This window comes from Janthinobacterium sp. DSP2-3-3, assembly GCF_049897325.1.
Lineage (GTDB): Bacteria > Pseudomonadota > Gammaproteobacteria > Burkholderiales > Burkholderiaceae_D > Janthinobacterium.
In genome coordinates this window covers 82,626-109,378 of record NZ_JAFCWA010000017.1, presented here as the reverse complement: position 1 = coordinate 109,378, position 26,753 = coordinate 82,626, and the positions used below count along the sequence as shown (strand labels likewise).

The 26,753-nt window shown below is 60.9% G+C and carries 25 protein-coding genes and 1 tRNA gene; 15 read left to right on the top strand and 11 right to left on the bottom strand.

Features of this window, described 5'->3' with window-relative positions:
• Both ACP7DE_RS25795 and ACP7DE_RS25790 read left to right on the top strand, forming a co-directional pair.
• The coding region (locus ACP7DE_RS25795; RefSeq protein ID WP_426074767.1) for a DUF1488 family protein at positions 1–265 on the top strand (265 nt) is incomplete at its 5' end.
• A gap of 206 nt (positions 266–471) precedes the next feature.
• Positions 472–630: a hypothetical protein gene (locus ACP7DE_RS25790; RefSeq protein WP_426074766.1), complete on the top strand. Its 159-nt coding sequence runs from the start codon at positions 472–474 to the stop codon at positions 628–630.
• 968 nt (positions 631–1,598) lie between these two features.
• Here ACP7DE_RS25790 and ACP7DE_RS25785 read toward each other — a convergent pair.
• The 3 genes from ACP7DE_RS25785 to ACP7DE_RS25775 all read right to left on the bottom strand — a co-directional run bounded on the left by ACP7DE_RS25785 (position 1,599) and on the right by ACP7DE_RS25775 (position 3,883).
• On the bottom strand, positions 1,599–2,045 hold the full coding sequence (locus ACP7DE_RS25785; protein WP_426074765.1) for an ester cyclase: 447 nt from the start codon (positions 2,043–2,045) through the stop codon (positions 1,599–1,601).
• 33 nt (positions 2,046–2,078) lie between these two features.
• Complete coding sequence (locus ACP7DE_RS25780; RefSeq protein ID WP_426074764.1) at positions 2,079–2,666, bottom strand: flavodoxin family protein; 588 nt, start codon at positions 2,664–2,666, stop codon at positions 2,079–2,081.
• Positions 2,667–2,791: 125 nt separating this feature from the next.
• Positions 2,792–3,883 carry an aldo/keto reductase gene (locus ACP7DE_RS25775; protein ID WP_426074763.1) on the bottom strand — a complete coding sequence of 364 codons (1,092 nt, stop codon included), beginning with the start codon at positions 3,881–3,883 and terminating at the stop codon, positions 2,792–2,794.
• Positions 3,884–4,001: 118 nt separating this feature from the next.
• Between ACP7DE_RS25775 and ACP7DE_RS25770 the strand changes: the two genes are divergently transcribed.
• The 3 genes from ACP7DE_RS25770 (at position 4,002) to ACP7DE_RS25760 (ending at position 6,357) form a co-directional block, all read left to right on the top strand.
• Entirely contained in the window at positions 4,002–4,910 is a 909-nt protein-coding gene (locus ACP7DE_RS25770) for a LysR family transcriptional regulator (RefSeq protein WP_426074762.1), read from the top strand.
• Positions 4,901–5,074 (top strand) — tRNA-Phe (locus ACP7DE_RS25765). The genes ACP7DE_RS25770 and ACP7DE_RS25765 overlap by 10 nt, the downstream gene beginning before the upstream one ends.
• Before the next feature lie 140 nt (positions 5,075–5,214).
• Positions 5,215–6,357 carry a serine hydrolase domain-containing protein gene (locus ACP7DE_RS25760; protein WP_426074761.1) on the top strand — a complete coding sequence of 381 codons (1,143 nt, stop codon included), beginning with the start codon at positions 5,215–5,217 and terminating at the stop codon, positions 6,355–6,357.
• Positions 6,358–6,468: 111 nt separating this feature from the next.
• Here the strand turns inward: ACP7DE_RS25760 and ACP7DE_RS25755 are convergent, their stop codons facing one another.
• Positions 6,469–7,401 (bottom strand): LysR family transcriptional regulator, encoded by a 933-nt coding sequence (locus ACP7DE_RS25755; protein ID WP_426074760.1) that lies wholly within the window; start codon positions 7,399–7,401, stop codon positions 6,469–6,471.
• 128 nt (positions 7,402–7,529) lie between these two features.
• Here ACP7DE_RS25755 and msuE point away from each other — a divergent pair, with 128 nt between their 5' ends.
• From msuE to ACP7DE_RS25740, 3 genes are all read left to right on the top strand, one after another.
• The gene (msuE, locus tag ACP7DE_RS25750) at positions 7,530–8,111 is read left to right on the top strand and encodes an FMN reductase (RefSeq protein ID WP_426074759.1); all 582 of its coding nucleotides are present in this window, start codon (positions 7,530–7,532) and stop codon (positions 8,109–8,111) included.
• Positions 8,112–8,177: 66 nt separating this feature from the next.
• The gene (locus ACP7DE_RS25745) at positions 8,178–9,158 is read left to right on the top strand and encodes a DUF1852 domain-containing protein (RefSeq protein ID WP_426074758.1); all 981 of its coding nucleotides are present in this window, start codon (positions 8,178–8,180) and stop codon (positions 9,156–9,158) included.
• Positions 9,159–9,180: 22 nt separating this feature from the next.
• The gene (locus tag ACP7DE_RS25740) at positions 9,181–10,209 is read left to right on the top strand and encodes a methionine synthase (protein ID WP_426074757.1); all 1,029 of its coding nucleotides are present in this window, start codon (positions 9,181–9,183) and stop codon (positions 10,207–10,209) included.
• 38 nt (positions 10,210–10,247) lie between these two features.
• Here ACP7DE_RS25740 and ACP7DE_RS25735 read toward each other — a convergent pair whose 3' ends face one another.
• Complete coding sequence (locus tag ACP7DE_RS25735; RefSeq protein ID WP_426074756.1) at positions 10,248–10,694, bottom strand: hypothetical protein; 447 nt, start codon at positions 10,692–10,694, stop codon at positions 10,248–10,250.
• Positions 10,695–10,937: 243 nt separating this feature from the next.
• Between ACP7DE_RS25735 and ACP7DE_RS25730 the strand changes: the two genes are divergently transcribed.
• On the top strand, positions 10,938–13,409 hold the full coding sequence (locus ACP7DE_RS25730) for a DUF3772 domain-containing protein (RefSeq protein WP_426074755.1): 2,472 nt from the start codon (positions 10,938–10,940) through the stop codon (positions 13,407–13,409).
• Here the strand turns inward: ACP7DE_RS25730 and ACP7DE_RS25725 are convergent.
• A complete protein-coding gene (locus ACP7DE_RS25725; protein WP_426074754.1) occupies positions 13,406–13,894 on the bottom strand; it encodes a DUF2938 domain-containing protein in 489 nt (162 codons plus the stop codon). The two genes, ACP7DE_RS25730 and ACP7DE_RS25725, sit on opposite strands and share 4 nt — an antisense overlap.
• A 62-nt stretch (positions 13,895–13,956) precedes the next feature.
• On the opposite strand from ACP7DE_RS25725, the gene ACP7DE_RS25720 reads away from it, so the two are divergent.
• The 4 genes from ACP7DE_RS25720 (at position 13,957) to ACP7DE_RS25705 (ending at position 17,989) form a co-directional block, all read left to right on the top strand.
• Positions 13,957–14,601: an ArsR/SmtB family transcription factor gene (locus ACP7DE_RS25720; protein WP_426074753.1), complete on the top strand. Its 645-nt coding sequence runs from the start codon at positions 13,957–13,959 to the stop codon at positions 14,599–14,601.
• Entirely contained in the window at positions 14,601–15,113 is a 513-nt protein-coding gene (locus ACP7DE_RS25715; RefSeq protein WP_426074752.1) for a ClbS/DfsB family four-helix bundle protein, read from the top strand. The genes ACP7DE_RS25720 and ACP7DE_RS25715 overlap by 1 nt, the downstream gene beginning before the upstream one ends.
• A gap of 108 nt (positions 15,114–15,221) precedes the next feature.
• Positions 15,222–16,937, top strand: coding sequence for an NAD+ synthase (locus ACP7DE_RS25710; protein ID WP_426074751.1), 1,716 nt, complete (start codon positions 15,222–15,224; stop codon positions 16,935–16,937).
• Positions 16,934–17,989 (top strand): bifunctional nicotinamide-nucleotide adenylyltransferase/Nudix hydroxylase, encoded by a 1,056-nt coding sequence (locus tag ACP7DE_RS25705; RefSeq protein ID WP_426074750.1) that lies wholly within the window; start codon positions 16,934–16,936, stop codon positions 17,987–17,989. The genes ACP7DE_RS25710 and ACP7DE_RS25705 overlap by 4 nt, the downstream gene beginning before the upstream one ends.
• A 28-nt stretch (positions 17,990–18,017) precedes the next feature.
• On the opposite strand, the gene ACP7DE_RS25700 is transcribed toward ACP7DE_RS25705, so the two are convergent.
• Together ACP7DE_RS25700 and ACP7DE_RS25695 are read right to left on the bottom strand one after the other, a co-directional pair.
• Positions 18,018–18,848, bottom strand: coding sequence for a hypothetical protein (locus tag ACP7DE_RS25700; protein ID WP_426074749.1), 831 nt, complete (start codon positions 18,846–18,848; stop codon positions 18,018–18,020).
• 139 nt (positions 18,849–18,987) lie between these two features.
• Positions 18,988–19,890: a LysR family transcriptional regulator gene (locus ACP7DE_RS25695; protein ID WP_426074748.1), complete on the bottom strand. Its 903-nt coding sequence runs from the start codon at positions 19,888–19,890 to the stop codon at positions 18,988–18,990.
• 127 nt (positions 19,891–20,017) lie between these two features.
• Here ACP7DE_RS25695 and ACP7DE_RS25690 point away from each other — a divergent pair, with 127 nt between their 5' ends.
• Together ACP7DE_RS25690 and ACP7DE_RS25685 are read left to right on the top strand one after the other, a co-directional pair.
• On the top strand, positions 20,018–21,439 hold the full coding sequence (locus ACP7DE_RS25690; RefSeq protein ID WP_426074747.1) for an MFS transporter: 1,422 nt from the start codon (positions 20,018–20,020) through the stop codon (positions 21,437–21,439).
• Positions 21,436–21,834 carry a DUF4440 domain-containing protein gene (locus tag ACP7DE_RS25685; RefSeq protein WP_426074746.1) on the top strand — a complete coding sequence of 133 codons (399 nt, stop codon included), beginning with the start codon at positions 21,436–21,438 and terminating at the stop codon, positions 21,832–21,834. The genes ACP7DE_RS25690 and ACP7DE_RS25685 overlap by 4 nt, the downstream gene beginning before the upstream one ends.
• Before the next feature lies 1 nt (position 21,835).
• On the opposite strand, the gene ACP7DE_RS25680 is transcribed toward ACP7DE_RS25685, so the two are convergent.
• From ACP7DE_RS25680 to ACP7DE_RS25670, 3 genes are read right to left on the bottom strand one after another with little or no spacing between them, the layout of a single operon-like run.
• Positions 21,836–22,261, bottom strand: coding sequence for a DUF1349 domain-containing protein (locus ACP7DE_RS25680; RefSeq protein WP_426074772.1), 426 nt, complete (start codon positions 22,259–22,261; stop codon positions 21,836–21,838).
• Positions 22,262–22,264: 3 nt separating this feature from the next.
• Positions 22,265–23,653 carry an efflux transporter outer membrane subunit gene (locus ACP7DE_RS25675; protein WP_426074745.1) on the bottom strand — a complete coding sequence of 463 codons (1,389 nt, stop codon included), beginning with the start codon at positions 23,651–23,653 and terminating at the stop codon, positions 22,265–22,267.
• Positions 23,650–26,748: a MexW/MexI family multidrug efflux RND transporter permease subunit gene (locus ACP7DE_RS25670; protein WP_426074744.1), complete on the bottom strand. Its 3,099-nt coding sequence runs from the start codon at positions 26,746–26,748 to the stop codon at positions 23,650–23,652. Before ACP7DE_RS25670 ends, ACP7DE_RS25675 begins: the two co-directional genes overlap by 4 nt.
• Positions 26,749–26,753 lie beyond the last annotated feature (5 nt).

The following is a 26,753-nucleotide window of genomic DNA, read 5'->3' as shown; positions in this document are numbered from 1 at the left end:
AGCTTTACTGCTTCTTCTCGAAGCTCTGGCGTGTATGTTGTTGAGCGTTTCATATGTTCTCCAGTTGGTGAAGTTTGCCAAACAAGAGTGTCCGAAAAAGTCAGGGTACCTCACTCTAACCGATCACTTCGGTGCTCCCGGAATTGACCCTCAGTCCCTAGTTGTGGCGTTTGACGGTGGTCGTGAGGCGATTGAATCGCTCGCTGAGGAGAGAATCCGCTTAGGGATGGTTCCACCTTTTTTGCTCGCAACTAAGGACTTTTAGCGCGTCATGGACTTGCTGGCGTACTTACGTGGATGAAGCAGTTTTCCACTGATGACAGCGGTCGACACTTCGCGTTCCTGAATGTGCCAAACCTGACTAGTGTCGTTTGCTTTTTTTGGCATTGTTGGCTAATAACATCATTCTACAGATCGCGGTTGGTGTCTCTGGGAGAACCCATTAGAATTCAAGAAAAATGGAGGTACGACATGAAACTGAAGTTTTTCATAAGTCTCGATGGCTGGCACTGGTCGCTGTACTGGCCTGGCGTAAATGGATACGGCGCAGTACGCGACATCAGTAAACCATTTAAGAGCAAGGCTGCAGCGGAAGCAAACCTGAAGTGGCTGGACAAAGCGCGGAGCTAAGAGCTACTACATGTAGGTCAGGCAATGGAGGGGCATATCAAACTGCGCGTGTAATTCGCACGCAAACGAACAAACCCGACGGACTTTCGCCGCATTCAACTTTGCTATGCCGGTTTTTGGGTATCTTCGACGGACTTTACATGGTTGCATAGTCGGAAAAAAAGCCTAAAAAATCATAAGCTTAGAATTTCTCCTTCCGACGGACTTTATTGTCTCGACTCATCTGTGTGCACGAACAATAAAGTCCGTCGGAAAACAATAAAGTTTGACACAAGCGGTGCTGTTTCTTGTGGGCTGCGCCATTTGTGGAGTGAGCGCCTACCGTTGACCGGCTAAAAAAATGGAAGATTCGCGGCCGACGGCCAAGTTTTCACGCAGGCTGGTGTGGACGCGGATCGTCGCTCTCCAAGGCGGCTCACGCTCGCACATGCAGTATTGTTTTGGATTTCACGTGCCGTGAAAATTCAAAAAAATGAAAATTGCTGCCACCTGGCACTTCACAAGTTCAGCTCTCCGCCAGCCGCGACTTGACCGATGGGCGCTGTACGGCACAGGTGTTCAGGGCTTCTCCGCTTTGACAAGCGTCCTTCCAGCCCAACGGCATGATGCCGTCCTTGACGATCTCGGCTTCCTCGCGCCTGTTGCGTTGGACCGGTGCTGCACGGCGAGGCATCAACGCTCTGGCCGCAGGTGCGCAAGGTAGGCCGTGCTGCTGTAATTGTTGTGGGGCAAGCACAGATCGTTCAATGCGATTGGGGGGCTGCAGTGATGAGAATACTCACGCCACGTTGCAAGCGCTCAGTACGAGGTGCATCAAACCCAGGTGATCTGGCGCTGCCCAGACCATTGAATGACAACCTGGCCAACAGCAGGCGTCAGTTGTTTGCGCGGCGGCGTGACGCGTTTCAGATGCCAGCATTCTGCATCAGCTGATATTTCTGATGTAATGCCGGCCGATATTGATGGGTTTAACCGTGCGATGGGAATTGGCCCAGTTGCAAAAACAAACCGAACCAGTCTTCCATGTGCCACGTGGTCGTGATTAGGCCGTTGGCGACGGTGTGAAATTCGTGCAGACGGAAGCTCACCTTTTTGCCGGTTGGTGCGATGCCGAACAGCTCGCCCAGATGCGTACCGCTGATCTCGGCACGCACGCCAATCTTGCCCGGCTCTTGGAGCATGTCGTGGATGGTGATGTGAACATCCGGAAACGCGGCAGCAAGCATACGAATGATGGGCTTGATGCCGGACGGACCGGGTCCCTGGCCTGGCGCCAGTGGAATATCCTCCCACTGTGGAGCTAGGACCGAATCCACCATATCTGGGTTTTGCTCGCTGAACGCGCGATACAGCGTTTCGACTGCGATGCGTTCGGCGCGTAATTGCGAGGACAAGTCTGTAGTTGACGTTTTCATGAGAGTAATTAGTTGAGTTGGTTGAGAATGGATTCAGTGTGATGTAGAGGCCAAGAACAATTTGGCAGCTATCTCGGCAACACGCGAGCCGTAAAGACGCGCGGTTTCCAAGTCACCCGAAGACATTTCCTCCGGTGCCGCATCGGCCGGCGACAGTGCCATCGGCCCTAGGAAGGAACCCATACGATTGATGTCATCTCGTTGAGAAGCCTTTGTGTTGGACGATTTCATTCCCACGCCCACCCAGATACCGCGATGTTGTGCGGCAAGCAGGGTGAAATACTGCAGCGTCGCCAGTTTGTCGCCATTGACGCTGGCGCTATTAGTGAATCCGCCAAAAACTTTGTCCTTCCAAAGGTCGGCGAACCATGGTTTGGACGAAGCGTCCGCAAATTTCTTGAACTGCCAGCTAGGCCCGCCCATATAGGTGGGCGATCCAAAAATGATGTAGTGTGCATGCTCGATTTCTGCCCATGCCTGGTCGGACAGATTCCCATCTGCATCGATTTGCAACAAGCTTGCTCTCGCGCCTGCCGCTACGGCTACGGCCACCCGTTTCGTGTGGCCGTAGCCTGAATGAAAAATAACGACGCCTTTTAATTCCGAAGGATGCATGCTCATGATAAAAACCCTTAATGTTAAGTAATGTAGTTCGCCAGCTCTAACTGGCATCAGAAAAAACGGAATACGCAACGCTGCGATCAGTGGGCCTGTGCACCTGCTTTAAGCTGCACCCTGCGCGTCGTTCAGAGATCAACGGCAGCGTCCTTTGCATTGACTGTTGGACTCGGGCCGCCTGGCATGATTTGGCTGCCGGAGGGCATACGTGTGTGAGCGGTGCGCGCGAGCATCCACCCGGGATATTCGGGCGTGAGCTCGCTGACGGTATCAAGCAAGCCGAGGTCGTCAGCATCAAGTTGGAGCTTGACGGCACCCAAGTTCTGCGCCAGCTGATCAAGGTGTTTTGCGCCAATGATTACCGACGTCAAGAAAGGCTTTGCCAAGACATAGGCCAGCGCGACGCTCGCCACACTGGTGCTGTGCTTCTCGGCGACGTGACGCATCGCGTCCACACATTCCCAAGCTTTATTCCTGTCAACGGGCGGAAAGTCGAACGCTGCGCGCCTCCCTTCGCTCGACGAATCGGGGCCGAACTTGCCCGACAGCAGACCGCCTGCAAGCGGTGACCAGACGAGCAGGCCCATCTTTTCCTCGGTTAGCATCGGCACGACTTCACGCTCGATATCCCGCCCCGCAATCGAGTAATAGGCTTGTACGGTTTCGAAACGTGCATATCCATGGCGACGGGCAATACCATTGGCTTTGGCGATCCGCCACGCCGACCAGTTCGAGACGCCGATGTAACGCACCAGTCCACGCGAAATAAGGTCATCGAACGCACGTAGCGTTTCTTCGATCGGTGTGAGGGGATCGTTGGCGTGCACCTGATAGAGATCGATGTAATCGGTCTGCAAACGTTCCAAGCTTGCCGATACCGAATCCATAATGTGCCCGCGCGAGGCTCCCCTGTCATTCGGGCCGGTGCCTGAAGGGTTGAATACCTTGGTGGCAATGACGATGTCCTTGCGCGCCACGCCAAGGTTTTTTAAAGCCTGCCCCAGCATTCGCTCGGACTGGCCGTGCGTATACACATCGGCGGTATCGAAGAAGTTGACCCCTGCCGCCAGGGATTGTTCGACGATACGATCAGCGGTCAGTTGATCCATCCCCGCAATATCGTGATACAGACCTTCTTGTCCCGAAGGCCCGAAGGTCATTGTGCCGAGACAAAGCTCGGACACGAACAGTCCAGTGTTACCCAGTTGCTTGTAGCGCATTGCGAGCTCCAACATTCGTGGGGAGCAACCGTTTGCTCCAGTGGAGTTAACTATGCCCTGTGCGACTTTTGCTATAAAGTACTCCAATCAAAACCCGTTGTTACTCAAAAGAATTACAATGAAAAATCTGGAGGCCCTGGCAATCTTTGTTCGCATTGCAGAAATGGGCAGTTTCACTCACGCAGCGGAGAGTCTCGGCATCCAGAAAGGACGCGCGTCGAACGTGGTGCGTGAACTGGAGGCTCAGATGGGCGCCCGTTTGCTGCACCGCTCAACTCGGACAGTGCAGTTGACGGAGGATGGGCGCAGCTTTTACGCGCGCGCACGTGCACTGCTTGCTGATGCTGAGGAGCTAAGTGTGATGTTCGCCGCGAGCCAGGCCCCGCTCAGCGGCCGTCTCCGCATCGATCTGCCGACCGAATTCGCTCGCTCCACGGTCATGCCAGCGTTGCCCACGTTCATGGAGAGATACCCCGGCATCGAGCTGGAGTTATCCAGCACTGACCGGCGCGTTGATTTGATTCAGGAAGGAATGGATTGCGCCCTTCGCGTCGGTGGCATCGTTGACGAGACCCTCGTTGCGCGGACGCTTGGCACCTTGCGGATGGTGAATGCCGCGAGTCCAGCCTACCTAGCGCGGTACGGTGTTCCGCACACGCTGGAAGACCTATTGGCGCAGGCACATCGCATGGTGCACTACACCCCAACACTGGGCAGTCGGACGCTTGGTTGGGAATATCCAACAGGTCAGACCTATGCTGTGCTTGCACTTCCAGGATCGCTCAGCGTCAACAACGTGCAGACATACCATGGTGCCGGTTTGGCGGGGCTTGGGCTGATTCAGGCTGGCCTTTCGAGCCTGAAGCCTTTCCTTCACAGTGGTGAGCTGGTAGAAGTTCTGCCTGATTTGCGGCCAAAATCCTTGCCAGTGTCTATCGTGGTAGCACATCGGCATAATCTGTCACGCCGGGTACGCATCTTCGTCGAGTGGCTTGAGAACATTCTGACGCCTTACCTGGACCGGTAGTCACGGCGGACTGCGATTCCCTTGACCTAGGCAATGCGCTCAGTTTTGCTGAAGCAGGCACGCATGTTCTTTCTTGGTCTTGGAGCCAAGTTCTCTTTTATTGAAAGATCACATAAGGATTGAAAATCCTTGTGTCGGTGGGTCGATTCCGCCCCGGGCCACCAAGAAGAAAACGCTACCTCCGGCTGGCGTTTTCTTTTATCAGGCACCACCGTTCATTCTCTGGAAAAACCATACGAATGACTTTTTTCTGTCACCGCTGAATCCATTGTGCGAGAATGCCCCTCCCCCCTGGATGGTGCGCATGATGACCAAACTCGCCGCAATCATGATTGGAATGACACTAGTGCTGGCAGCTTGCAAGCCCGCAGCCCCAGTACCTGCGCATGACATTCCTGCGGCAATGCGCCAGACCGCAAGCACGCTGCTGCAATCAAAATTTCTACACGCGACCTCGATTGCTGTCGTTTATCGCGGCAAGGAATTCATTCTGCATCAAGGCGAGCTGGAGACCGGCAAAGCCAATCCGCCGAACGATACAACGCTATATGAAATCGGCTCAGTCAGCAAAACTTTTGCTGGCCTGCTACTGGCGAACGCAGTGCTTGATGGGAAGGCGGCGCTCGACGATCCCATACAAAAGTACCTGGCAGCCGCCTACCCGAACCTGCAGTCGCAGGGCCAGCCAATTCGCTTGCGCCATTTGATCACGCACACCAGCAATATGCCGGGCATGCTGCCATTGCAGGTGAACACCGTATTGAAGGATTTCACTGCACACGCCACGCCGGCAAAGCTCAATGCAGCCTACGCCAACTACGGACAACAGCGATTCTGGCAGGACTTGCACACAGTCAGCATCAAAGGTCCGCTTGGCAAGGACTACGCCTATTCAAGCGCCGGTACCGAACTCATTGCGCACACGCTCGAAAAAATCTACGGAATGCCCTATGAAGTCCTGCTCACGCAATTCGTCGCGCGCGAAGCCGGCATGCACGATACCAAGCTGAGAATCACAGCCAGGGATACCGGCCGGCTGGCGCCCGGCTACCACAGCGACAATCCCGTCGTCACAACAGCGATGCCACAACTGCCTTGGGGGGCAGCGGGCAACCTGAAGTCGACTATGCCGGATATGACGAAGTACCTGCGCCTGCAATTGGGCGCCAATCCTGCGGTCGTCGAATCACACAAGCCGCTGGTACGCTTTCAGGACGACTTCAGCATTGGCTATTTCTGGAACATCGGTAGCAATCGCCAGTTGGGCACGCATTATGTCCACCATGGCGGCGTGCCACGTGCGCAAAGCTACGCTTACGTCGTTCCTCAATATCAGCTTGGGGTTTTCATCATCACCAACCAGAGCGGCGACGCTACTGCCAGCGCCATGGAAAGCGCGCTGGCGCATATTTTCAATACAGTGGAATCTATGGAAAGCGCGAAGTAGGCCGGGAATGGAAATGGTTGACGCGGGCAATATCCGGGGCGCCGCTGCGCTCAAAGCAGGGCACTGACTTCCAGGGAATAGGCGTGCGTGATGTTGTTGGCGGGCCTGGGTTTATCTGCATGCATCAAGGGCGTTAGCATCGTTTCCTTGCGCAACGACGATGGCAGGCTGGCGGGCCAGTTCGATGAAGGCCCGCACGTAGTCGATGGCGGTGTCCGCCTCGCGTGCCCCCAGGAAGATCTGCTTGGCGACGCCGCGCACGCCCAGCCGCACAGGCACCACGTCCATCTTGGCCGCGTATTCCTCGACCAGCCAGCGCGGCAGGGCGGCCACACCGCGGCCGCTGGCTACCATCTGCAGCATGATATCGGTGGTTTCGATGGCTTTGTGGCGCTTGGGCGTGACACCGGCCGGCAACAGGAACTGGTTATAGATGTCCAGGCGCTCGATGTCCACGGGGTAGCTGATGAGCACTTCCTGGGTCAGTTGCTGGGGCTTCACATAGGCCGCGGTAGCCAGGGCATGGCCCTTGGCCACGACGAGCACCTGCTCGTAGTCGAACACGGGTTCGAATGTCAGCCCCGGCTTGTACAGCGGGTCGGGCGTGACCAGCAGGTCGATCTCGTAGCCGAAGAGCGCGCCGATCCCGCCGAACTGGAACTTCTGCTTGACGTCCACATCCACGTCGGGCCATGCGGCCAGATAGGGAGACACCACTTTGAGCAGCCACTGGTAGCAAGGGTGGCATTCCATGCCGATGCGCAGCGCGCCGCGCTCGCCCTGCGCGAACTGGCCCAGGCGCTCTTCGGCCAGGTCCAGTTGCGGCAGCACCCGGTTCGCCACCGCCAGCAGATACTGGCCGGCCTGCGTCAGGCGCAGGCTTCGCCCTTCGCGCAGCCAAACGTCGGTGCCCAGTTGCTGCTCCAGCTTCTTCATGCTGTGGCTCAGGGCCGACTGGGTCAGGTGCAGCACGCTCGCTGCGGCCGTCAACGAGCCTTGTTTCTCGACCTGCTGGACGATGCTGAGGTGGATGCGTTCAAGCATTGAGATGAGCCATGTTCATGGATGTATGAAATAAGACCATTATACTTCATCGATTCCCGCCGTTATCATCGATCCCCTTGTTGCCTGTATTTTTCGGCCCTGGCGCATCCATCCCTATGAAAGCAAAAATGACACGTCCACTTCGTTTAGTCGCGGTTTCCGGCGGGCTGCAACGCCCTTCCAAGGCTGCAGCCCTGGCAGAGCACCTGATGGATCTGATCGCCGACGAAGTGCTGTGCGAACAACGCCTGGTCGAACTGGGTCAGCTCGCACCGCAGCTCGCTGGCGCGGTCTGGCGCTCCCACCTGCCCGATACGGTGGAGCGGGAACTTGCAGCGGTCGAGCAAGCCGACATCCTGGTGGTGGCAACACCAGTCTTTCGCGGCGCGTACACGGGACTGTTCAAGCACTTCTTCGACTTCATTCATCAGGACGCCTTGATCGACAAGCCAGTCTTGTTGGCTGCCACCGGCGGCAGCGAGCGCCATGCCCTGATGATCGACCACCAGTTGCGCCCGCTGTTCAGCTTCTTCCAGGCACGCACATTGCCGCTGGGCGTTTATGCAACCGACAAGGATTTCCTCGACTACCGTCTGCAGGACGAGGCATTGATCCAGCGGGCCACTTTGGCGGTCCAGCGGGCATTGCCCTTGATCGAATTGACGTGCCATGCGAGAGCTACCAAGGCTGATGAAGCGGTCGCGGCCTGACACGCATCACGACGGCCAGCAATCCACACATTCATTTTTTCGCAGAAATCAGGACACCAGATCACCATGAGCAAAGATTTTATATTCAGCATCAAGAGTATTGTTTTCGATGAAAACTATCATCCGGCCGACAATACGCGCCTGACGACCAACTTTGCCAATCTGGCCCGGGGAAACAGACGCCAGGAAAACCTGCGCAATACCCTGAGGATGATAGACAACCGTTTCAACAACCTGGCGCATTGGGACAACCCGAACGGCGATCGCTACTCCGTCGAGCTCGAAATCATTTCCGTGGAGTTGAATATTGATGTCAAAGGCAGCAATATTCCATTGATCGAGATACTGAAACCGACCATCATCGACAAAAAAACCGGGGCACGCATCGATGGGATTGCAGGCAATAACTTCTCCTCTTACGTGCGCGATTACGACTTCAGCGTAGTGCTGGCAGAGCACAACAATAATAAAGCTGCATTCAGTGCACCAGATGATTTCGGCGATTTTCATGGCAAGCTGTTCAAGCACTTTGTAAGATCAAATACTTACAAAAAGCGCTTCAACAAGCCGCCGGTCATCTGTCTCAGTGCATCGAGCAGCAAGACCTATCAGCGGACCGGAAATCAGCATCCCGTATTGGGTGTCGAGTATCAACAAAACGAGTTTTCCTCCACCGATCAATATTTTGAAAAAATGGGGATGCAAGTTCGCTACTTCATGCCGCCGGATAGCGCCGCGCCGCTGGCGTTTTATTTTATCGGCGACCTGCTGGGCGACTATACCAATCTTGAACTGATCGCCACCATCAGCACGATGGAAACATTCCAGAAGATTTACCGGCCCGAAATTTACAATGCCAATTCGGCGGCAGGCAAGTCGTATCAGCCCAGCCTGAAGAATCAGGATTATTCATTGACGCAGATTGTCTACGACCGGGAAGAGCGCAGCCAGCTGGCTGTCAAGCAGGGAAAATATACGGAAGAGCACTTCATCAAGCCATATAAAAATGTTCTTGAACAATGGACTGCCACCACGTTCTCTGATTAATCAACACACGAAATCAATCATCATGAAAAAATTATTACCGACTTCAACTGCCGGCAGCTTGCCCAAACCTTCCTGGCTTGCCCAGCCTGAAAAGCTGTGGTCGCCATGGAAATTGCAGGACGAGGAATTGATCGAGGGCAAACAAGATGCTTTACGTTTGTCCCTGCAGGAACAGCAGCACGCAGGCATCGATATTGTCAGCGATGGCGAGCAGACCCGCCAGCATTTTGTCACCACGTTTATCGAGCACCTGAGCGGAGTCGATTTTGACAAACGTGAGACCGTCAGAATTCGTGATCGCTATGATGCGAGTGTGCCGACCGTCGTTGGCGCGGTGAGCCGCCCAAAGCCGGTTTTTGTTGAAGACGCCAAGTTTTTACGTCAGCAAACCACGCAACCGATCAAATGGGCCTTGCCAGGTCCGATGACGATGATTGATACGCTGTATGACAGCCACTATAAAAGCCGCGAAAAGCTGGCCTGGGAATTTGCCAAGATCCTCAATCAGGAAGCCAGGGAACTGGAAGCGGCCGGCGTCGACATCATCCAGTTTGACGAACCCGCATTCAATGTCTTCTTTGATGAAGTCAATGATTGGGGGATTGCCACCCTGGAAAGGGCCATCGAGGGGCTCAAATGCGAAACTGCCGTCCATATTTGCTATGGCTACGGTATCAAAGCCAATACTGACTGGAAAAATACGCTGGGGTCCGAGTGGCGGCAATACGAAGAATCCTTTCCCAAGCTGCAGCAATCGAATATCGATATCATCTCGCTGGAATGCCACAACTCGCGTGTTCCAATGGACCTGATTGAACTCATCCGTGGCAAAAAAGTGATGGTGGGGGCCATTGACGTGGCAAGCAATACCATTGAAACGCCGGAGGAAGTCGCCAACACCCTGCGCAAAGCGCTGCGGTTTGTCGATGCCGACAAGCTCTATCCGAGTACCAACTGTGGCATGGCGCCCCTGGCTCGTCGCGTAGCCAGAGGCAAATTACATGCGCTCAGTGCAGGCGCAGAAATCATCCGGGGAGAACTCTCAACCTAGCAGGCGGGTGACATACCGAACAGGTGAGTAGCGGTACTTTACAACTCGTTTTCTGCCTGCGTCTTGCCCAACACCGCCAGCATCACCCGCAAGCGCTCCGCCATCCGTGCCCGCAAGGCTTCGTTCAGTAGTGGCGCCACTTGCGTAAAACCATCCGCGATGCGCACCAGCAGCAGCGAGGCGGCGCTGACCGTCATGCTGCGCCGCGTGCCGCGCAGGTCGTAGCGCAGGATGCGCACCACGTTGCGTTCGGCCGTCAATGTATGGTGGCGCGTGTCGGCGAACAGGCGCTTGCGCAAGGACGCATTGAGTGTCGGCCGGCTTTTAGCGATGGCCAACAGTTCCTGCACCAGCGCGTCAAGGTGATGCAGCGTGGGACTAGCCAGCTTGGCAATGTTCGGTTTGGGCGTGTCGCCCACGGCTAGCGCACCCCAGCGCTCACCGTTGCCCGACAGACGCAAGAACTGCGCATAATATATAAACATAAAATTGAATTGAATCATTCTAAATTCAACTTTATGTTCACCTATATGCCCTAATTCCTTGCCGCACGAAAATTTCCGCCATCTATCGCAGGAGTGCGCTAGGCTGTCGCTGTTTGCCGTACAGTTCAGCAACTCCCGTAATACCCATCGCCCCGGTGCCGGCCGCTGCTGCTTTTTGCCGCTGCGCCTGCTGGCGCGATGCTGTCTCGCTTTCACCCGTATTGACCTGGCCGATAGGACCGCATGATTTCATTCCGTACCCCCCATTCTTTTTCTGCGCACCACCGTTGGCGTGGCTGGCTATTACCGCTGCTATTGACCTTGCTGCTGGCGTGCTCGCTATCTGCGCCGCCGGCCTGGTCGCAGCCCGTCGATGATGCGGCCACGGCCGATCAGCGCCTCGATGGCTTGCGCAAGCAGATCACGACCATTCAGAAGGCGCTCGATGGCGAGGCCGATCTCGATGATGCGACCCTGTCGCAGATGCGCGCCGATGCGCTGGCGGCCAGCGCCGAGGCGGACAAGGTGGCCGAGGCGCTCGCGCCCACGCTTTCCAGCGTGCAGGCGCGGCTGGCCGAGCTGGGCAAGCCGGCGGCGGGCACGAAAGATGCCCCTGACGTGGCAGCGCAACGCAGCCAGCTGGACCGCACCAGCAGCGCGCTCGATGCGCAGGTGAAGCTGGCGCGATTGCTGGCCGTGGAAGCGACGCAGGCGTCCGAGCAAGTATCGACGGTGCGCCGCGCGCAGTTGCAGGCGCGCCTGGGTGAGCGCACGGCATCGATCTTGGCCGGTTCCTTCTGGAAACAGCTGCATGGCGAACTGCCGCAAAATCTGCAACGCCTGCGAGCGCTGGAGCTGGAATTGGCCAACGCCGCGCGCGCTACGCCGTGGTCGGCCTGGGGCGGTTTGCTGGCCGGCATCGTGGCCGTGATCGGCGCCAGCGTCTGGGTGTCGCGCTATCTGCTTGTGGTGACGGCCACGCGCGTGCCGCATGGCCGCTTGCGCCGCTCCTTGCATGCGCTAGCCGTGCTGGTGCTGGCGCTGGCCACGCCGGGCTTGGTGGCCGAATTGCTGGCCATGGGGCTGCGCTGGGATGGCGGCCTGTCCGAAAAAACTTCGACTTTCCTCAGCAGCTTGATCGGCATCATCTGTTTTGCCGGTTTTACGGCGGGCTTGGGCCACGCGCTGCTGTCGCCCTGGCGCGTGTCGTGGCGTTTGCTGCCCCTGCCTGATGCGCTGGCGCACCGCTTGCGCCATTTTCCGTCAACGTTTGCCTTCATCGTAGTGCTGGTGTGGGCCACGGAACGGGTCACCATCGTCATCAATGCGGGCCTGTCGACGGCCGTGGCCGTCAATTGCATCGTCGCCCTGGTGATGAGCACGACCATCGCCTATGGCTTGATGCGCGCCGAGCGTTGCTGGCGCCTGTTGCGCGAGGCCGACCCCGCCAGCTTGATCACGCCGCTGTGGCTGCGCTGCGTCACGGTGCTGCTGTGGCTGGCGCTGGCGTCGAGCGTCATCAGCTTGCTGGTCGGTTATGTGGCTTTCGGCAGTTTTATCGCCAAGCAAATCGCCTGGGTCATCGTGGTGGTGGGCAGCACCTATCTGCTGACGGTGCTGGTCGACGATATCTGCATGCTGCTGGCATCCACCCCGCCGCCGCCGGACGCCGTCAATCCCGTGCTGGCCACGCCCAAGGCGCGCGACCAGGCGGCCGTGCTGCTGTCGGGCATCGGCCGCGCCATCGTCGTGCTGCTGGCCCTGATGCTGCTGCTGGCGCCGTTCGGCGAAGGTCCGGGCGAGCTGTTCCAGCGGGTCGGCAAGCTACAGGATGGCCTGGCCATCGGCGAGGTGGCGATCCGCCCTGCCGCGCTGATCCAGGCCCTGCTGGTGCTGGTGGTGGGCTTTGTTGCGCTGGGTCTGTTCAAGCGCTGGCTGCAAAACAGTTATTTGCCGACCACCAATCTCGATTCTGGCATGCAAGTGTCGTTCATCACGCTGTTTGGCTATATCGGCGGCGTGCTGGCCGTGGCGCTGGCCCTGTCGGCGGCCGGCATCGGCCTGGAACGCATCGCGTGGGTGGCGTCGGCCTTGTCGGTGGGTATCGGTTTTGGCTTGCAGGCGGTGGTGCAGAACTTCGTCTCCGGCCTGATTTTATTGGCCGAGCGTCCCGTCAAGGTGGGCGACTGGGTCTCGCTGGGCGGCGTGGAAGGCGACATTCGCCGCATCAATGTACGCGCCACGGAAATTCAACTGGGCGACCGTTCCACGGTGATCGTGCCGAACTCGGAATTCATCACCAAGACGGTGCGCAACGTCACGCACGCCAATCCCCTGGGCCTGGTGCAGGTCAAGTTGCCGCTGCCGCTGGGCACGGATGCGCAAGCGGCGCGCGCGCTGATCCTGTCTACCTTTGTCGACAATCCTGACGTGCTCGACACGCCGGCGCCCAGCGTGCAGCTCGACGGCATCGACAATGGCTTGTTGCTGTTCAACGCCACCGGCTATGCCTCGTCGCCGCGCCTGACGGCAGGCATCCGCAGCGCCCTGTTGTTCGAGCTGCTCAAGCGCCTGGACGAGGCGCATATCGCGATTGCCAAGCCCAGCACGATGGTGCTGAGCAGCGTACCGGCGCAGCCGGATACGCCGGCCATCTCTGCAGCGGTACCCACACCGACTGCGGCGCCGGCACCCGTGCCGCCGTTGACGTCTTAACGCACGGTCGACCACAGCAGGGCCGCCAGGTACAGGCCGATGCCGAACGCCGTGTGGGCCATCAGGCTGCGCAGGCGGGCGGCGGCTGGATGCGATGTCTTGCTGGCGGCGACGCCAGCGCCCATGCCCGGCTGCAAGATGCAAAACGGCGCGGCCACGCTCACGAGGCCCACCAGCAGCGCCGGCGCGAACGTCGGCTGTTGCACCCACTCCCGCTCCACCAGCGCCAGCAGCACGGCCGCAAACAGCACACCGATCACATAATGGGCGGTCCAGCCCATGACCGCTTCATCGCGCACGGGCGCCGCCTGGGCGATGTTGGCATGCGTCAAAGTACCGCGCGGCAGATGGCCCAGCCAGCGTCCCACCATCGCAAAGTTCAGCGAGGGAATGCACCAGAAGCGCTTTAACGCTATCGCCCACACATCCATCACCGCCGTCGCGCCCACGCCGATCGCCAAGGCATCCAGCCAGAGTATTTGCATCGCTATCCCTTATAACATTCAATTTGTTGATTGAATGTTATAAGGGTGCTAGCATCGTGTCAATGAAAAATGCCGACATCGAATTTCTCACCGGTTCCGCCGGGTTTGCCCATATTTTGGGCAGCGCGCCGCGTCTGCGCCTGCTCGAGCAAATCGCGCAGGGCGAGTATGCGGTGGAGCAACTGGTGGAGTTGACGGGCCTGTCCGTGGCGAATACCTCCCAGCATTTGCAGCAGTTGCGGCGCGCCGGCTTCGTGCAGGCGCGGCGCGACGGCAAGCGCGTGCTGTACCGGCTCGGTAGCGGCCCTGTCATGCAGTTGCTCGATGCGCTGGCGCTGTATGCGCAGCATCAGCGCAGCGAGTTGCAGACGCTGAGCCGGGGTGACCATGTGGAAGCGATCACGGGCGAGGAGCTGCTCTCACGCATGCAGGAAGCCAGCATCACCGTGCTCGACGTCCGGCCCGCGCAGGAGTTTGCTGCCGGCCATTTGCCCGGTGCGATCAATATTCCCTTTGAAGACTTGCAGCGCCGCCTTGCCGAGCTACCTGCCAACCAGGACATCGCCGCGTATTGCCGCGGCCCGTATTGCGTGCTGTCCGTGCAGGCGGTGGCGGTCTTGCGCCAGCACGGCTTGCATGCGCGCCGTCTCGGCAGCGGCTACGACGACTGGCAGGCGGCCGGCTTGCCTGTCGTGAAGGCGGCGTGATGGCGATCCCGAACAGCAAGCAGGAACTGGTCGAGGCGATTAGCACCACCTACGCCAAGCTGGCGCAGGAGCTGGCGCGCGTGCCACCGGCCTTGGCGCGCGCACCCGTGCTGGAGGGGCAAGTGAAGGGCACGCGCATGAGCGTGTGCGATCTGCTCGCGTATCTGGTGGGGTGGAACGAGCTGGTCTTGCACTGGCACGCGCAGCTGCGCGAAGGCAAGCGCATCGAGGACATCGCCTTTCCCGCCGAAGGTTTCACGTGGAACGCTCTGGGTCCACTGGCGCAACGCTTCTATGCCGACTATGCTGAACTGGGCATGGAAGACTTGCTGCAGCGCCTGGAACAGGCGAAAAACCAGCTGCTGGCGCTGATCGAGGCGCACGACGATGCGCAGTTGTATGGCCAACCCTGGTACACGCATTACACGATGGGACGCATGATCCAGTTCAATACCTCGTCGCCGTATGCGAATGCGCGCACGCGCTTGCGGGGCTGGCTCAAGACCTTGTAGCTGCTTGATCGGCAGGCTTGCACGATTGCATCAGTACCTTCAGAAAATTTTTCAGGCAGGATAGTGGTCTCAAGTGCCACCATTATGCGTAACCAATGAAGGATCACCATGCTGACCATCGCCCTCGCCCAGCTGAATCCCACCGTGGGCGACTTCGACGCCAATGTCGCCACCATCATCGCGCGCATGCAGCGCGCCAGCAGCGATGGCGCCGACCTGCTGGTGTGCCCCGAACTGTCGCTGTGCGCGTATTACCCGGGCGACCTGTTCGAGGATGCCGCCTTCCTGCGCGACATGCAACAGGCGCTGGAAACCTTGCTGCAGGCATCGACGCGCTGGCCGGCGTTGGTCACCGTCATCGGCACGGCGCGGCCCAATCCCGGCGTTGGCAAGCCGCTGTATAACGCCTTGTTGGCCATCCGCGACGGGCGCATCGTGGCCGAATACTACAAGCAGCTGCTGCCGACGTATGGCATCTTCGACGAGGGCCGCCATTTCGAGCCGGGCCCGCCCGGTGCCTGCACCATGTCCATCGCCGGCTGCAAGGTGGGCTTCATGATTTGCGAGGATGGCTGGAACGACGACGGCCGCGCCTACGCCGTCAATCCCTTCGCAGCCCTGCACGCGGCGCGGCCCGACCTGGTCGTCAGCATCAACGCCAGCCCGTCCGACATCGGCAAGCGCGCGCAGCGCCACGCGGTGTTTGGCGCCGCCTGCGCGCGCGTGAATCTGCCCCTGCTGTTCGTCAACCAGGTGGGCGGCCAGGATCAACTCGTGTTCGACGGCGCCTCGTTTGCCATCTCGCCCAGCCTGGGCGTGCAGTTCGAGGCGGCCCGCTTCGTCGAGGATTTTCCATTGCTGCGCTTTGCCGACGGTCGTTTCGCGCAGCCCGATGGCCAGCCTTTCCCCGTGCCGGACCCGGACGGCATTCCCGCCGTGGAGTTTGCGCGGCGTCAGATCGTGCTGGGTTTGCGAGACTACGCGCGCCGTTGCCGTTTCACGAAAGTTGTCGTCGGCTGCTCGGGCGGCATCGATTCGGCGCTGACCCTGGCCTTGGCCGTCGAAGCGCTCGGTGCGCACAACGTGGTGGCCATCACCATGCCGTCCGTCTTTTCCAGTGCCGGCTCCGTCACCGATTCCGTCGCCCTGTGCGCCAACCTTGGCATTGCCCTGTACACGCACCCGATACGCGACATCGTGGCGCAGTACGAAGCCGGCTACGCGGCCGCCTTCGACGGCAAGCTGCAAGGACTGCCGTTGGAAAACCTGCAGGCGCGTGTGCGCGGCACCATATTGATGGAATACTCGAATGCCTTCGGCGCCCTGCTGCTTACCACCGGCAACAAGAGTGAAATCTCGGTTGGCTACTGCACCCTGTACGGCGACACGAACGGGGGACTGGGGCTGATCGGCGACCTGTATAAAACCGAAGTGTTCGCCCTGTCGCGCCATCTCAACGCCAGCGCCGGGCGCGCACTGATTCCTCTCGCCGTGCTGGATAAACCCCCGTCGGCGGAACTGGCGCCGGGCCAGCGCGACACCGACAGCCTGCCGCCATATCCCGTGCTCGATGAAATTTTGAAGTGGCATATCGAGGGACGGCGCCTGCCGGCACAGGAAAGCGCGCAAGCGCTGACCCTGGTCGATCAGCTGCGCGAGACGGACGAGGGTCGGGCGCTGGTGACGCGCATCCTTGGCATGGTCGCCCGCAACGAATACAAGCGGCGCCAGGCGGCGCCCATCATCCGCGTGCGTTCGCGCGCCTTTGGCAGCGGGCGCCAATTGCCGATCGCCGCCCACTACCCCACCGGAGACGACGCATGACCCTTGCCTATTCCGCTGACGCCGCCATCCTGATCGGCCGCTTCCAGCCTTTTCATAATGGCCATGCCGGCTTGCTGCAAACGGCGTTGGCCACCGCCGCCCAGGTGGTGGTGGTGCTCGGTTCCGCCTTCCATGCGCGCAGCCCGAAGAATCCGTTTACGTGGCAGGAGCGGGCCGCCATGATCGCCGCCACCCTGCCCGAGGCGCAGCGCGCGCGCGTGCATTACGTGGCCGTGCGCGATTATTACGATGATGGCCTGTGGGCCGATGCCGTGCGGCGCGCCGTGGCGGGCGCCGTGCCCGCGGCGCAGCGCGTCACCCTGGTGGCTTGCTTCAAGGACGCCACCAGCTACTATCTGCACCACTTCCCGCACTGGCAGTTACTCAATCTGGAGATCGATCCTGGTTCACCGATTGGCGCGACGGCGATCCGCAACGTGCTGTTTGAAGCTGAAGATGTGGATGTGTCGCTGAGCGCCGTGGCGCAGCTGCTACCTGCGGCCATCGGCCAGTATTTAAAAGCGTGGACCTTGTTGCCGTGGTACGCGCCGCTGGTGCAGGAATACCGCGCCATCGAGGCTTACAAGGCGCGCTGGCGCACGGCGCCATATGCGCCCATCTTTTGCACCGTGGACGCGCTGGTGCAGACCGGCGGCCACGTCTTGCTCGTGCGCCGCGGTGGCTATCCGGGCAAGGGCCTCTGGGCCTTGCCCGGTGGCTTCCTGGAACCGCGCGAACGCCTGCTGCAGGGCGCCCTGCGCGAACTGGCGGAAGAAACCCAGCTGGGCGTGCTGGCGCCCACCCTCGTCGAGGCGCTGGTCGGCGTGGCCGTGTTCGACCACCCGGATCGCAGCCAGCGCGGCCGCACCATCACGCATGCGCATTATTTCGACCTGAAGACGCGCCAGCTGCCGGCCGTGACGGCGGCCGACGATGCGGCGCTGGCCGAGTGGGTGCCCGTGGCATCGCTGCCGGCCATGGAAGAGCAATTCTTCGAAGACCACTTTCATATTCTGAACCACTTCCTGCAGCTCACGCACGAGGGGCGCTGAGGGGGCGTTTTCCCCCTCTCGTCGCGTGTCAGGACATCACGCGTTCCCAGCCATGCCTGACGGCCGCCTTGAAGTCGTTCCATGCCGACTGCGGATACGTGTGTTCCCAGGTGCTGCGCAGTTCAAGCTCGACCTCTTCCCAGCTTTGCCCCCGATAGCTGTCGCTGCCCGCCATCGAATGGCCATAGCGGTAGGCGGGATCGTAGTCGTCGAAGCGCCCGCCGCTGGACGCATACTGGTTACTCCAGTGGTTGCGGTAATACTGCTCGTCGTCGTAGTTGGTGCCTGGCAGGTTGTCGGCGCTTGGATAGCGGCGCACGTTGGCGCCCGCATTGGACGGCGGCGATGCCATGCCGCCCGCAAATTGCTGCGACGCCGCTGCCGCCGCGTTCAGGTTGCCGCTGGGCGTGCCTTGCTGCGATGATGCGCTTGACTGCATGCTGGCGCCTTGGCGCATCGCGCTGTCGTTTTGCGGCATGCCTTGCCAGCCGCCCGCGCGCCAGTGGTCGGCGTGCGCATCGATGTCAAGCGGCGCGTAGCGCTCGACGATGTCGGTGGCGCGCTCGATATCGGCGTCGCTGGCCCCTTCCAGTGTCAGCACGACATGCCCGCGCCGCACGGCTTCCGCATAGATGTGGCGGTCGGCGTGGCCGCCGAACAGGTCCGTAAAGAAATGCTTGATGTTGTCGAGCAGGCTGTCGCTGTCGTCGCGGCGGATGTTTTCCGTGGCGGAAATATCGTCACTGCCCGCATCGTGCAGGCGGATGCTGGCGCCGGAAAAGCCAGCCGTGATCAGGTCGTGCCGGGCGCGCTCGGCCATGTCGCGCAGGACGAAAACTGCTGCCAATGTGTGTGCCATGATGATCTCCAATCGGTGAACAACGTCCTGTCAGTGTAGGCCGTGCACAAGGAAAAGGGCGCTCGTTTGCCCCTTGGAAATCGTTGTATTCAACAAGTATTATCGACGTGACATGGATGCCGCGGCGTCACGTGAAACCTCAGGCGGGCGTGCCCACGAACGCGCGCAAAAAGTTGATAAAGGCGCGCACCTTTTCCGCAATATGCTGGGTGTTCGGATACACGGCATACACGCCCTGCTGCGGAAAGACGACGTCGGGCAGCAGGCGGCGCAGGCGTCCCGCGCGCACTTCCCCTTCTACTTGCCACTGCGGCAGCAGGGCCACGCCGCAGCCGCCCAGGGCAAAGCCCAGCAGGGCCGAGGCGGAGTCGGAATGGATGGCGGCCTCGTCCTGCACGGTGAAGGCGGCGGGACCGTCCGGCGTCTGCACGTCCCAGCGCAGCGGCGTGCTGAGCCGGCTGTGCGCAAGCCAGCGCGCGCGCTGCAAGTCGGGCAAGGTGGCGATGTCCTTGCCGGGCAGGCTGGCCAGGTAGGCGGGCGAGGCGACGGGCCAGATGGCGTAGCGCTCCACCAGCGAAGCGCGGTAGCTAGAATCGTTGAGTGAACCCATGCGGATGGCCAGATCATAGCCGCCCGAAATGAGGTCTTCATGCGAGGACGACGAGGAATGCTGGATTTGCAGCTGCGGATGGGCGGCGGCAAAGGCGATCAGCGCGGGGATCACCGTGCGGCTGCCGTATTCGACGGTGGTGGTCAGGCGTAGCGTGCCGCGCAAGCCCTGATGCCCCTGGCGCGCCGTCTCGATGGCGCTCTGCGCTTCGCTCAGCACACGCTGGCAATCTTCGTAAAAACGCCGCCCCACGTCAGTCAGCGCCAGGCTCCGCGTGCTGCGCGTGAGCAGCGACACGCCCAGCTCCGCCTCCAGCTGTTTCAAGTTAAAACTGACGACGGCCTTGCTCTGGCCCAGCACGGCGGCTGCCGCCGTCAGCGAACCGGCATCGACGATGGCGATAAAAATACCCAGGCGGTCGAGACTGATCATAGATAACAGTGAGAAGAAATGCCGGTTGCAAGGTTTTGTCAAAATTTGTTTGACAGTGTAATCGGGGCTGGCCCGTTACGCAAATGGCGATGGGCGCTTAAGCTGGCCGTTTGCCATTCGGAGCACCATGGACTATCGCAAAAAGGTCGCGGCCATTTATCTGCTGGGGTTTTTCGTCGACCTGATCAACATGTTCATCACCAGCGTCGCCTACCCCGACATCGGCCATGCCCTGCACGCCTCGGTGGCGCAGCTGGCCTGGATCAGCACCGGCTACATTCTCGGCCTGACCATCGTCATCCCGGCCAGCGCCTGGCTGGCTGCCTATTATGGCGGCAAAACCGTGTTCATGGCATCGTTGCTAACTTTTTTATGCGCCAGCATCGGCGCCGGCCTGGCACCGTCGATCGAGGCGCTGATTATCTGGCGCTGCGTGCAGGGCCTGGGCGGCGGCTTGCTCATCCCGCTGGGGCAAAGCATGACCTACCAGTTATACCGGCCTGCCGAGCGCCCCGGCCTGTCCTCCGTCATCATGCTGGTGGGCTTGCTGGCGCCCGCCCTCTCGCCCGCCTTGGGCGGCGTGATCGTCGACAGTCTCTCGTGGCGCTGGATTTTCTACCTGAACGTGCCGTTTGCGGCGCTAGCGCTGCTGCTGGCCGCCTGTTGGCTGCGTCCCGACCCGCCTCGCGCGACCGTTACCCGCCTCGACGTGAGCGGCTTGTTGGCGGGCAGCACGGCGATTTTGCTGCTGTTGCTGGGCTTGAGCATGCTGGGCACGCCGGGCGAGCTGGCCGCTGGCGCCGGTCTGCTGGCGCTGGGCGCCGTCTGCGCCTGGGGCTATGTGCGCGGCGCGCTGCGCAAATCCACGCCGCTGCTCAACCTGCGTCTAGCCGCCGAACCCCTGCTGCGCATTGCCATGTTGATGTATCTGCTGGTGCCGGGTGTATTCATGGGCGTGAGCTTGCTGGCCATGCTGTACCTGCAGGGCGTGCTGGGCATGTCGGCGTCGACGGCGGGTGCGCTGATGCTGCCGTGGGCGCTGGCCTCGTTTGCGGCCATTTCGCTGACCGGTAAAAGCTACCGCCGCGTGGGTCCGCAACCCCTGTTCATCGCCGGCGCGCTGTTGCAGGCGGCGGGCATGCTGATGCTGCTGCGGGTGGATGCGGCAGGTCAATTATTCTGGCTGGCCGGCGCGTATGCCGTGATGGGTTTTGGTGGCGGCTTGTGCAGCAGCACGGCGCAAAGCACGGCCTTCTTGCGCACGCCGGACGCGCAATTGAGCCAGGCCAGCGCGGTGTGGAATATCAACCGCCAACTGGGATTTTGCCTGGGCGTGGCGCTGCTTAGCGTACTACTGAATGGCTTGCTGGCGGCGCAGGGCATCGGCAGCCTGGACGACCCTGCCCTGCATGCGCGCGCGGCGCAGGTGTTTCACTGGTGTTTTGCGCTGGCCGCCGCCTCGTGCGTGCTGCCTTTGGCGCTGTGCCTGCGCATCGATAACCGCGCCATTCTCGACCTTTTGCATCACCATGGAGCAAGCAAAAAATGAATGCAACGAATCCCTATTTTGACGACGTTTTATCTACGCATGTGCTGATCCGCGACTGGCTTTCTGGCGAAGCGGCGGCAGCGGAAAACTGCGCCCAATTGCTGGCGCGTTTCTCGCCCGATTTCACGATGGTGGCGCCGGGCGGCAAGCAGCTCGATGGCGCCGGCTTAACAAAGTTTTTCCGCGCAGCCGGCGGCAGCCGTCCGGGCCTTGCCATGCGCATCACCGACCTGACATTGATCCAGGAAAGTGCCGCCGGCGCCAGCGTAACTTACCGCGAGTTCCAGTCGCTGCCCGGCGGCGACAGCACCGAGCGCCTGTCGACCGTCGTGTATGAAAAAACAGCGGCTGGAACGCTGCATTGGCGCCATCTGCACGAAACGTGGGTGGCTTAATTTAACTCAAATCATGCAAGTCTTTTTGTTGCGCCGGAGCGATGGAAAAGCGGGAAAAAACCACTTCCAGCCCACCGCGTTCCGGCGTACAGCACATGGGTCCCACGCGGTAGTTGCTGGCCTCGGGAAACGGTGCCAGGCGCAGCAGCGGCCAGCGCAGGCCATCGGTCGAATACTGCACCCGGATCACGCCTTGCTCCACCGTCACACGCAGCCAAAAACCATCGGGCATGGCAGGGGCAAGGCTGACGGCCCAATCCGATTTGTCCAGCGTCAGCACGGTGCTCAGCAGCAGCTGGCCATCGGAAAATTCGACGCCGCATTTGATCCAGTTTTCCGCATCGATGCGCACCATCATGCCGGCCTGGTCGTACAGCGCAGCGTACTGCGCTGCCACGTGCAGCTGCGCCGTAAAATCGCCCTCGATATTTCACATAGTGTGCCCCCATCCCAGCGCCTTGTACAGGGCGATCGCATCGATATAGGACGCCGTTTCCACCTGCAACGCTTCGCGCCGGATATCGTACAGTGCGCGCTGGTTTTCCAGCACCGCCTGGTAACTGCCGGAACCGCCCTGATAGCGCGTGCTGGCGATGCCAAGGGCCGCATTGCCATGGCGCGCCGACTGCAGCAAGGAAGCCAATCGCGTCTGATTTTCCGCCAGTTGCGTGACGGCGTTTTCCACGTCTTCCTGCGCCACCAGGATGGCTTGCGCATAGCGCGCCAGGGCGCCCTGCGCCTCCGCCTGCGTGCCGCGCAAGCGTGCCTTGACGCTGCCCAGGCGGAAGGCTGGATAGCTGACGATTGGTGCCACCTCGAAGGCGCGCGCGCCGCCATCGAACACGCCGCTGCCGCGCAGCGCAAAGAAGCCTAAAAAGCCACCCAGGCTCAGGCGCGGATACAGGTCGGCCGTGGCCGCCCCCACGTCTTCGCTGGAAGCTGCCAGCAGGCGCTCGGCGCGCACCACGTCGGGCCGCTGCTTGATCAAGCGGTTCACGTCGCCGAGCGGCAGCTGGCCCGCCAGCGGCGCTTCCTGGCGCGGCATGGTCGCCAGCGAAATGGCGCCCGGCGCTTGGCCGCTCAGCACATCGAGCCGGTACTGCGCCTGGCGCAGGCCCGCCTGCAAGGAAGGCAGCATCGCTTCGCTGCGCGCCAGGTTGGCCAACGCGTTATGGCGTTCTTCCGGCAAACCGCTGCCGGCGCGGATGCGCGCGTCGATCAGGGCCACCGTATCGCGCCAGCTTTGCACCTGCGCCTGCGTCAGCGCCAGGTTTTGCTGGTAACCCAGCGCCTCGTAGTAATTGCGCGCCACATCGGCGGCTATCGTCAACTGCACTTGCCGCAAATCCGCCTGCGCCGCGTCGGCGCGCGCCTGCGCCGAGCGGCTGATATGGGCGAGGCGGCCGAACAGGTCGATTTCCCATTGCGCGTCGAAGCCCACGCGCGTGCTGGCGTTGGCGGCGCGGCTATCGGCTGTGTTTTGCTGCACCTGGCGTTGCCATCCCGCCTGGCTGGTGACGGCAGGCAGTTCATCGAGGCGGCGCTCGTCGAAGACGGCGCGCGCGGCCAGCAAGTTCGCCTGCGCCTGCGCGATATTGAGGTTGTGTTCGAGCGCGCTGGCGATCAGTTGCGACAGGCGCGCATCGTCGAAAAATGTCCACCAGGCGGTCTCGCTGACGGTGCTCGCACCGGGCGCGAATTGCGCTTGCTGCGAACTGGCCAGATGGACGTCGGGCGTGCCTGGCGTGACGTAGGCGGGACTGACGACGCAGCCGGCTAGCAGGGGGAAAAGGGAGACAAGATAGCGGTAGTTTTTCATAGGGATTCCTTCAGCGCCTGCGACAGGTCGCGCGCGCGCGGCGTGGCATGGTCGGCCGTATGGCGGCGGGCCAAAAAGGTGTACACGGTGGGCAGCACGAACAGGGTGAAGAAGGTGCCGATCAACATGCCGGAAACGATCACCACGCCCAGACCGAAGCGGCTGTTGGCACCCGCGCCGGAAGCGAACAGCAGCGGTACCAGGCCCACCACCATGGCGGCCGTCGTCATCAGGATCGGGCGCAAGCGGATTTGCGCCGCCTTGCGGATGGCCGTGATGCGGTCGAGCTGTTCATGCACCTGCAATTCGTTGGCAAATTCCACCATCAAGATGCCGTGTTTGCTGATCAAGCCGATCAGGGTCACGAGGCCGATCTGCGTATAGATATTGACGGTGGCGTAGCCCAGCGCCAGCGGAATCAGGGCGCCGCAAATCGACAGGGGCACCGTGATCAGGATGATCAAAGGGTCCGTCAGGCTTTCATACTGGGCCGCCAGCACCAGGTAAATCACGACGACGGCCGCGAGGAAGGCCAGCAGCAGGGCATTGCCTTCCGTGGCGAACTGGCGTGCGTCCGATTGCCAGTCGTAGCTGAAGCCCGGTGGCAGGGTTTTCGCCACACCGTCGAGGAAGGCCACGGCATCGCCCAGGGTTACGCCCGGCGCCGGCACGCCCTGAAAGGTGGCCGCATTTTGCTGGTTGAACTGTGTCAGCATGTTCGGCTCGATCTGTTCCGTCACCGACACGACGGCCGACAGGGGCAGCAGGCTGCCATCGTCGGCGCGCACGTACTGCTGCGTCAGGGCTTGCGCCGTGAGCCGCTGTTCGCGCGGGCTTTGCGCGATGACGTCATACGCGCGGCCATCCATGCCAAAGCGGTTCAGGTAATTTTCGCCCACCAGCACGGCCAGCGATTCACCGATATCCTGCATCTGGATACCCAGGCTGTTCGCCTTGGAGCGGTCCACGCGCACTTTCACCACGGGGTTGTTGTAATCGAGGTCGCTGTCGACGACGGCAAACAAGCCGCTATCGCGTGCGCGCTGCTTGACGTCTTCCATGGTGCGGAACAGGGTGGCGTAATCCTGCGCGCTGCGCAAGACTAGCTGCACGGGCAAGCCGCCGCTCGACCCGGGCAGGGGCGCCAGCTGGAAGGCGAAGATGCTGGTGCCTTCCACGTCGCCCACGGCGTGCTGCAATTCGGCCTGGATGACGGCCGCATTGCGCGAGCGCTCGGCCCATGGCGTGAGGTTGATGCCGCCGATGCTCGATGCCGGGCCTTCGCCGCCATTGATGATCCAGCGCGACGCCGTTTCGGGAATATTTTTGTAAATGTCATCGAGCTTGTACGAGAAGCGCTCGACGTAATCGAGGTTGGCGTGTTGCGGCGCCTTGATCGCCGTTAATACGCTGGCCTGGTCCTCCGCCGGCGCCAGTTCGCGCTGCGGCAGCAGGTACAAAAACGGCAGACTGACCATCACCAGCGCGGCGAACCCGGCGCTCAGCCAGCGGTGGTGCAAGGAGCGGTCCAGCAGGCGCGCATAGCGGCTGGTGAGGCCCTCGAAGAAATGCTCGGCGGCGCGCGCCATGCGCCCTTCCGATTGTTTCGGCTGCAGCAGCAAGGAGCTCATCACGGGCGACAAGGTCAAGGCCACTACGCCCGACACCACCACGGCGCCGGCCAGGGTCAGCGCGAATTCCTTGAACAGCGCGCCGGTGAGACCCCCCATCATGCCGATGGGTGCATACACGGCCGCCAGGGTGATCGTCATGGCAATCACGGGGCCGGCCACTTCACGCGCGCCCACCAGGGCCGCCGCCACGGGCGTCTTGCCTTCCTCGATATGGCGGTGCACGTTTTCCACCACGACGATGGCGTCATCGACCACCAGGCCCACGGCCAGCACCATTGCCAGCAGGGTGAGCAGATTGATGCTGAAGCCGAAGGCCAGCATCAGCGCCGCCGCACCCAGCATCGACAGCGGTATCGTCACGACGGGAATCAGCACCGAGCGCAAGGAACCCATGCACAGGTAGATGACGATGACGACAATCACAAGCGCTTCGAGCAGGGTGTGCGCCACTTCGTCAATGGACGACTGGATAAAGCGCGCCGTCTCGAATGCCAACTCGACTTTCACCCCGGGCGGCAGGGTTTTCTGTATCTCCGGCAGCAGTTTCTTGATGCCGTCGACAATCACCAGCGGGTTGCCGCCCGGCGTGGGTGACAGGCCCAGGTACACGGCCGGCACGCCATCCATGATGCCGCTCGTTTCCGTCGCGGCCGCGCCCAGTTCCACCGTGCCCACGTCCTTCAAGCGCACGAGGGCAGCGCTGTCCTTTGCATCGCCGCCCTTCTTGACGACCATGTCGCGGAATTCCGCCACGCTGGTCAGGTCGGTGTTGACGCTGATGTTCGAGACGACGAATTGTCCCTTCACTTTGCCGGGCGCCGCCTGGTAGTTATTGCGCCGCACGGCGTCGGCCACGTCGGCCGCCGTCAGGCCGCGCGCCGCCAGTTTCGCCGGGTCGATCCACAAACGCATGGCCAGCTGCTGGCCGCCATACACGTCGACCTTCGCCACGCCATCGATGGTGGCGAACATCGGCTGCACCACGCGCGCCAGGTAGTCCGTCAGCGCGGGCGCCGACACGCTCTCGCTGGCAAAGCCGACATACGCGACGGCCGAGGAATCGCCGGCCGAGCGCTCGATGACAGGATCGAAGGCGCCTTCGGGCAGCTTGTAGCGCACCTGGTTAACCTTGGCCATGACTTCCGTCAACGCCTGCGTGGAATCGCGGTTCAGTTCCATGCGCACGGTCACCGTGCTGCTGCCTTGCACCGACGACGAGGTCAGGTAGTCGATGCCTTCCACCGACGACACGGCTTGCGCAATCGGCTGCGTCACAAAACCCTGCATCAGTTCCGCCGAGGCGCCCGGATAGTTGGTGGTGACGGTGATGGTGGACGATTCGAGCATCGGATATTGGCGTATCGGCAGTTGCTTGATGGCGATCACGCCCAGCATCAGAATCAGGGTGCTGATCACCAGCGCCAGCACGGGGCGGCGCACGAATAAGTCGGTAAATTTCATGGTAG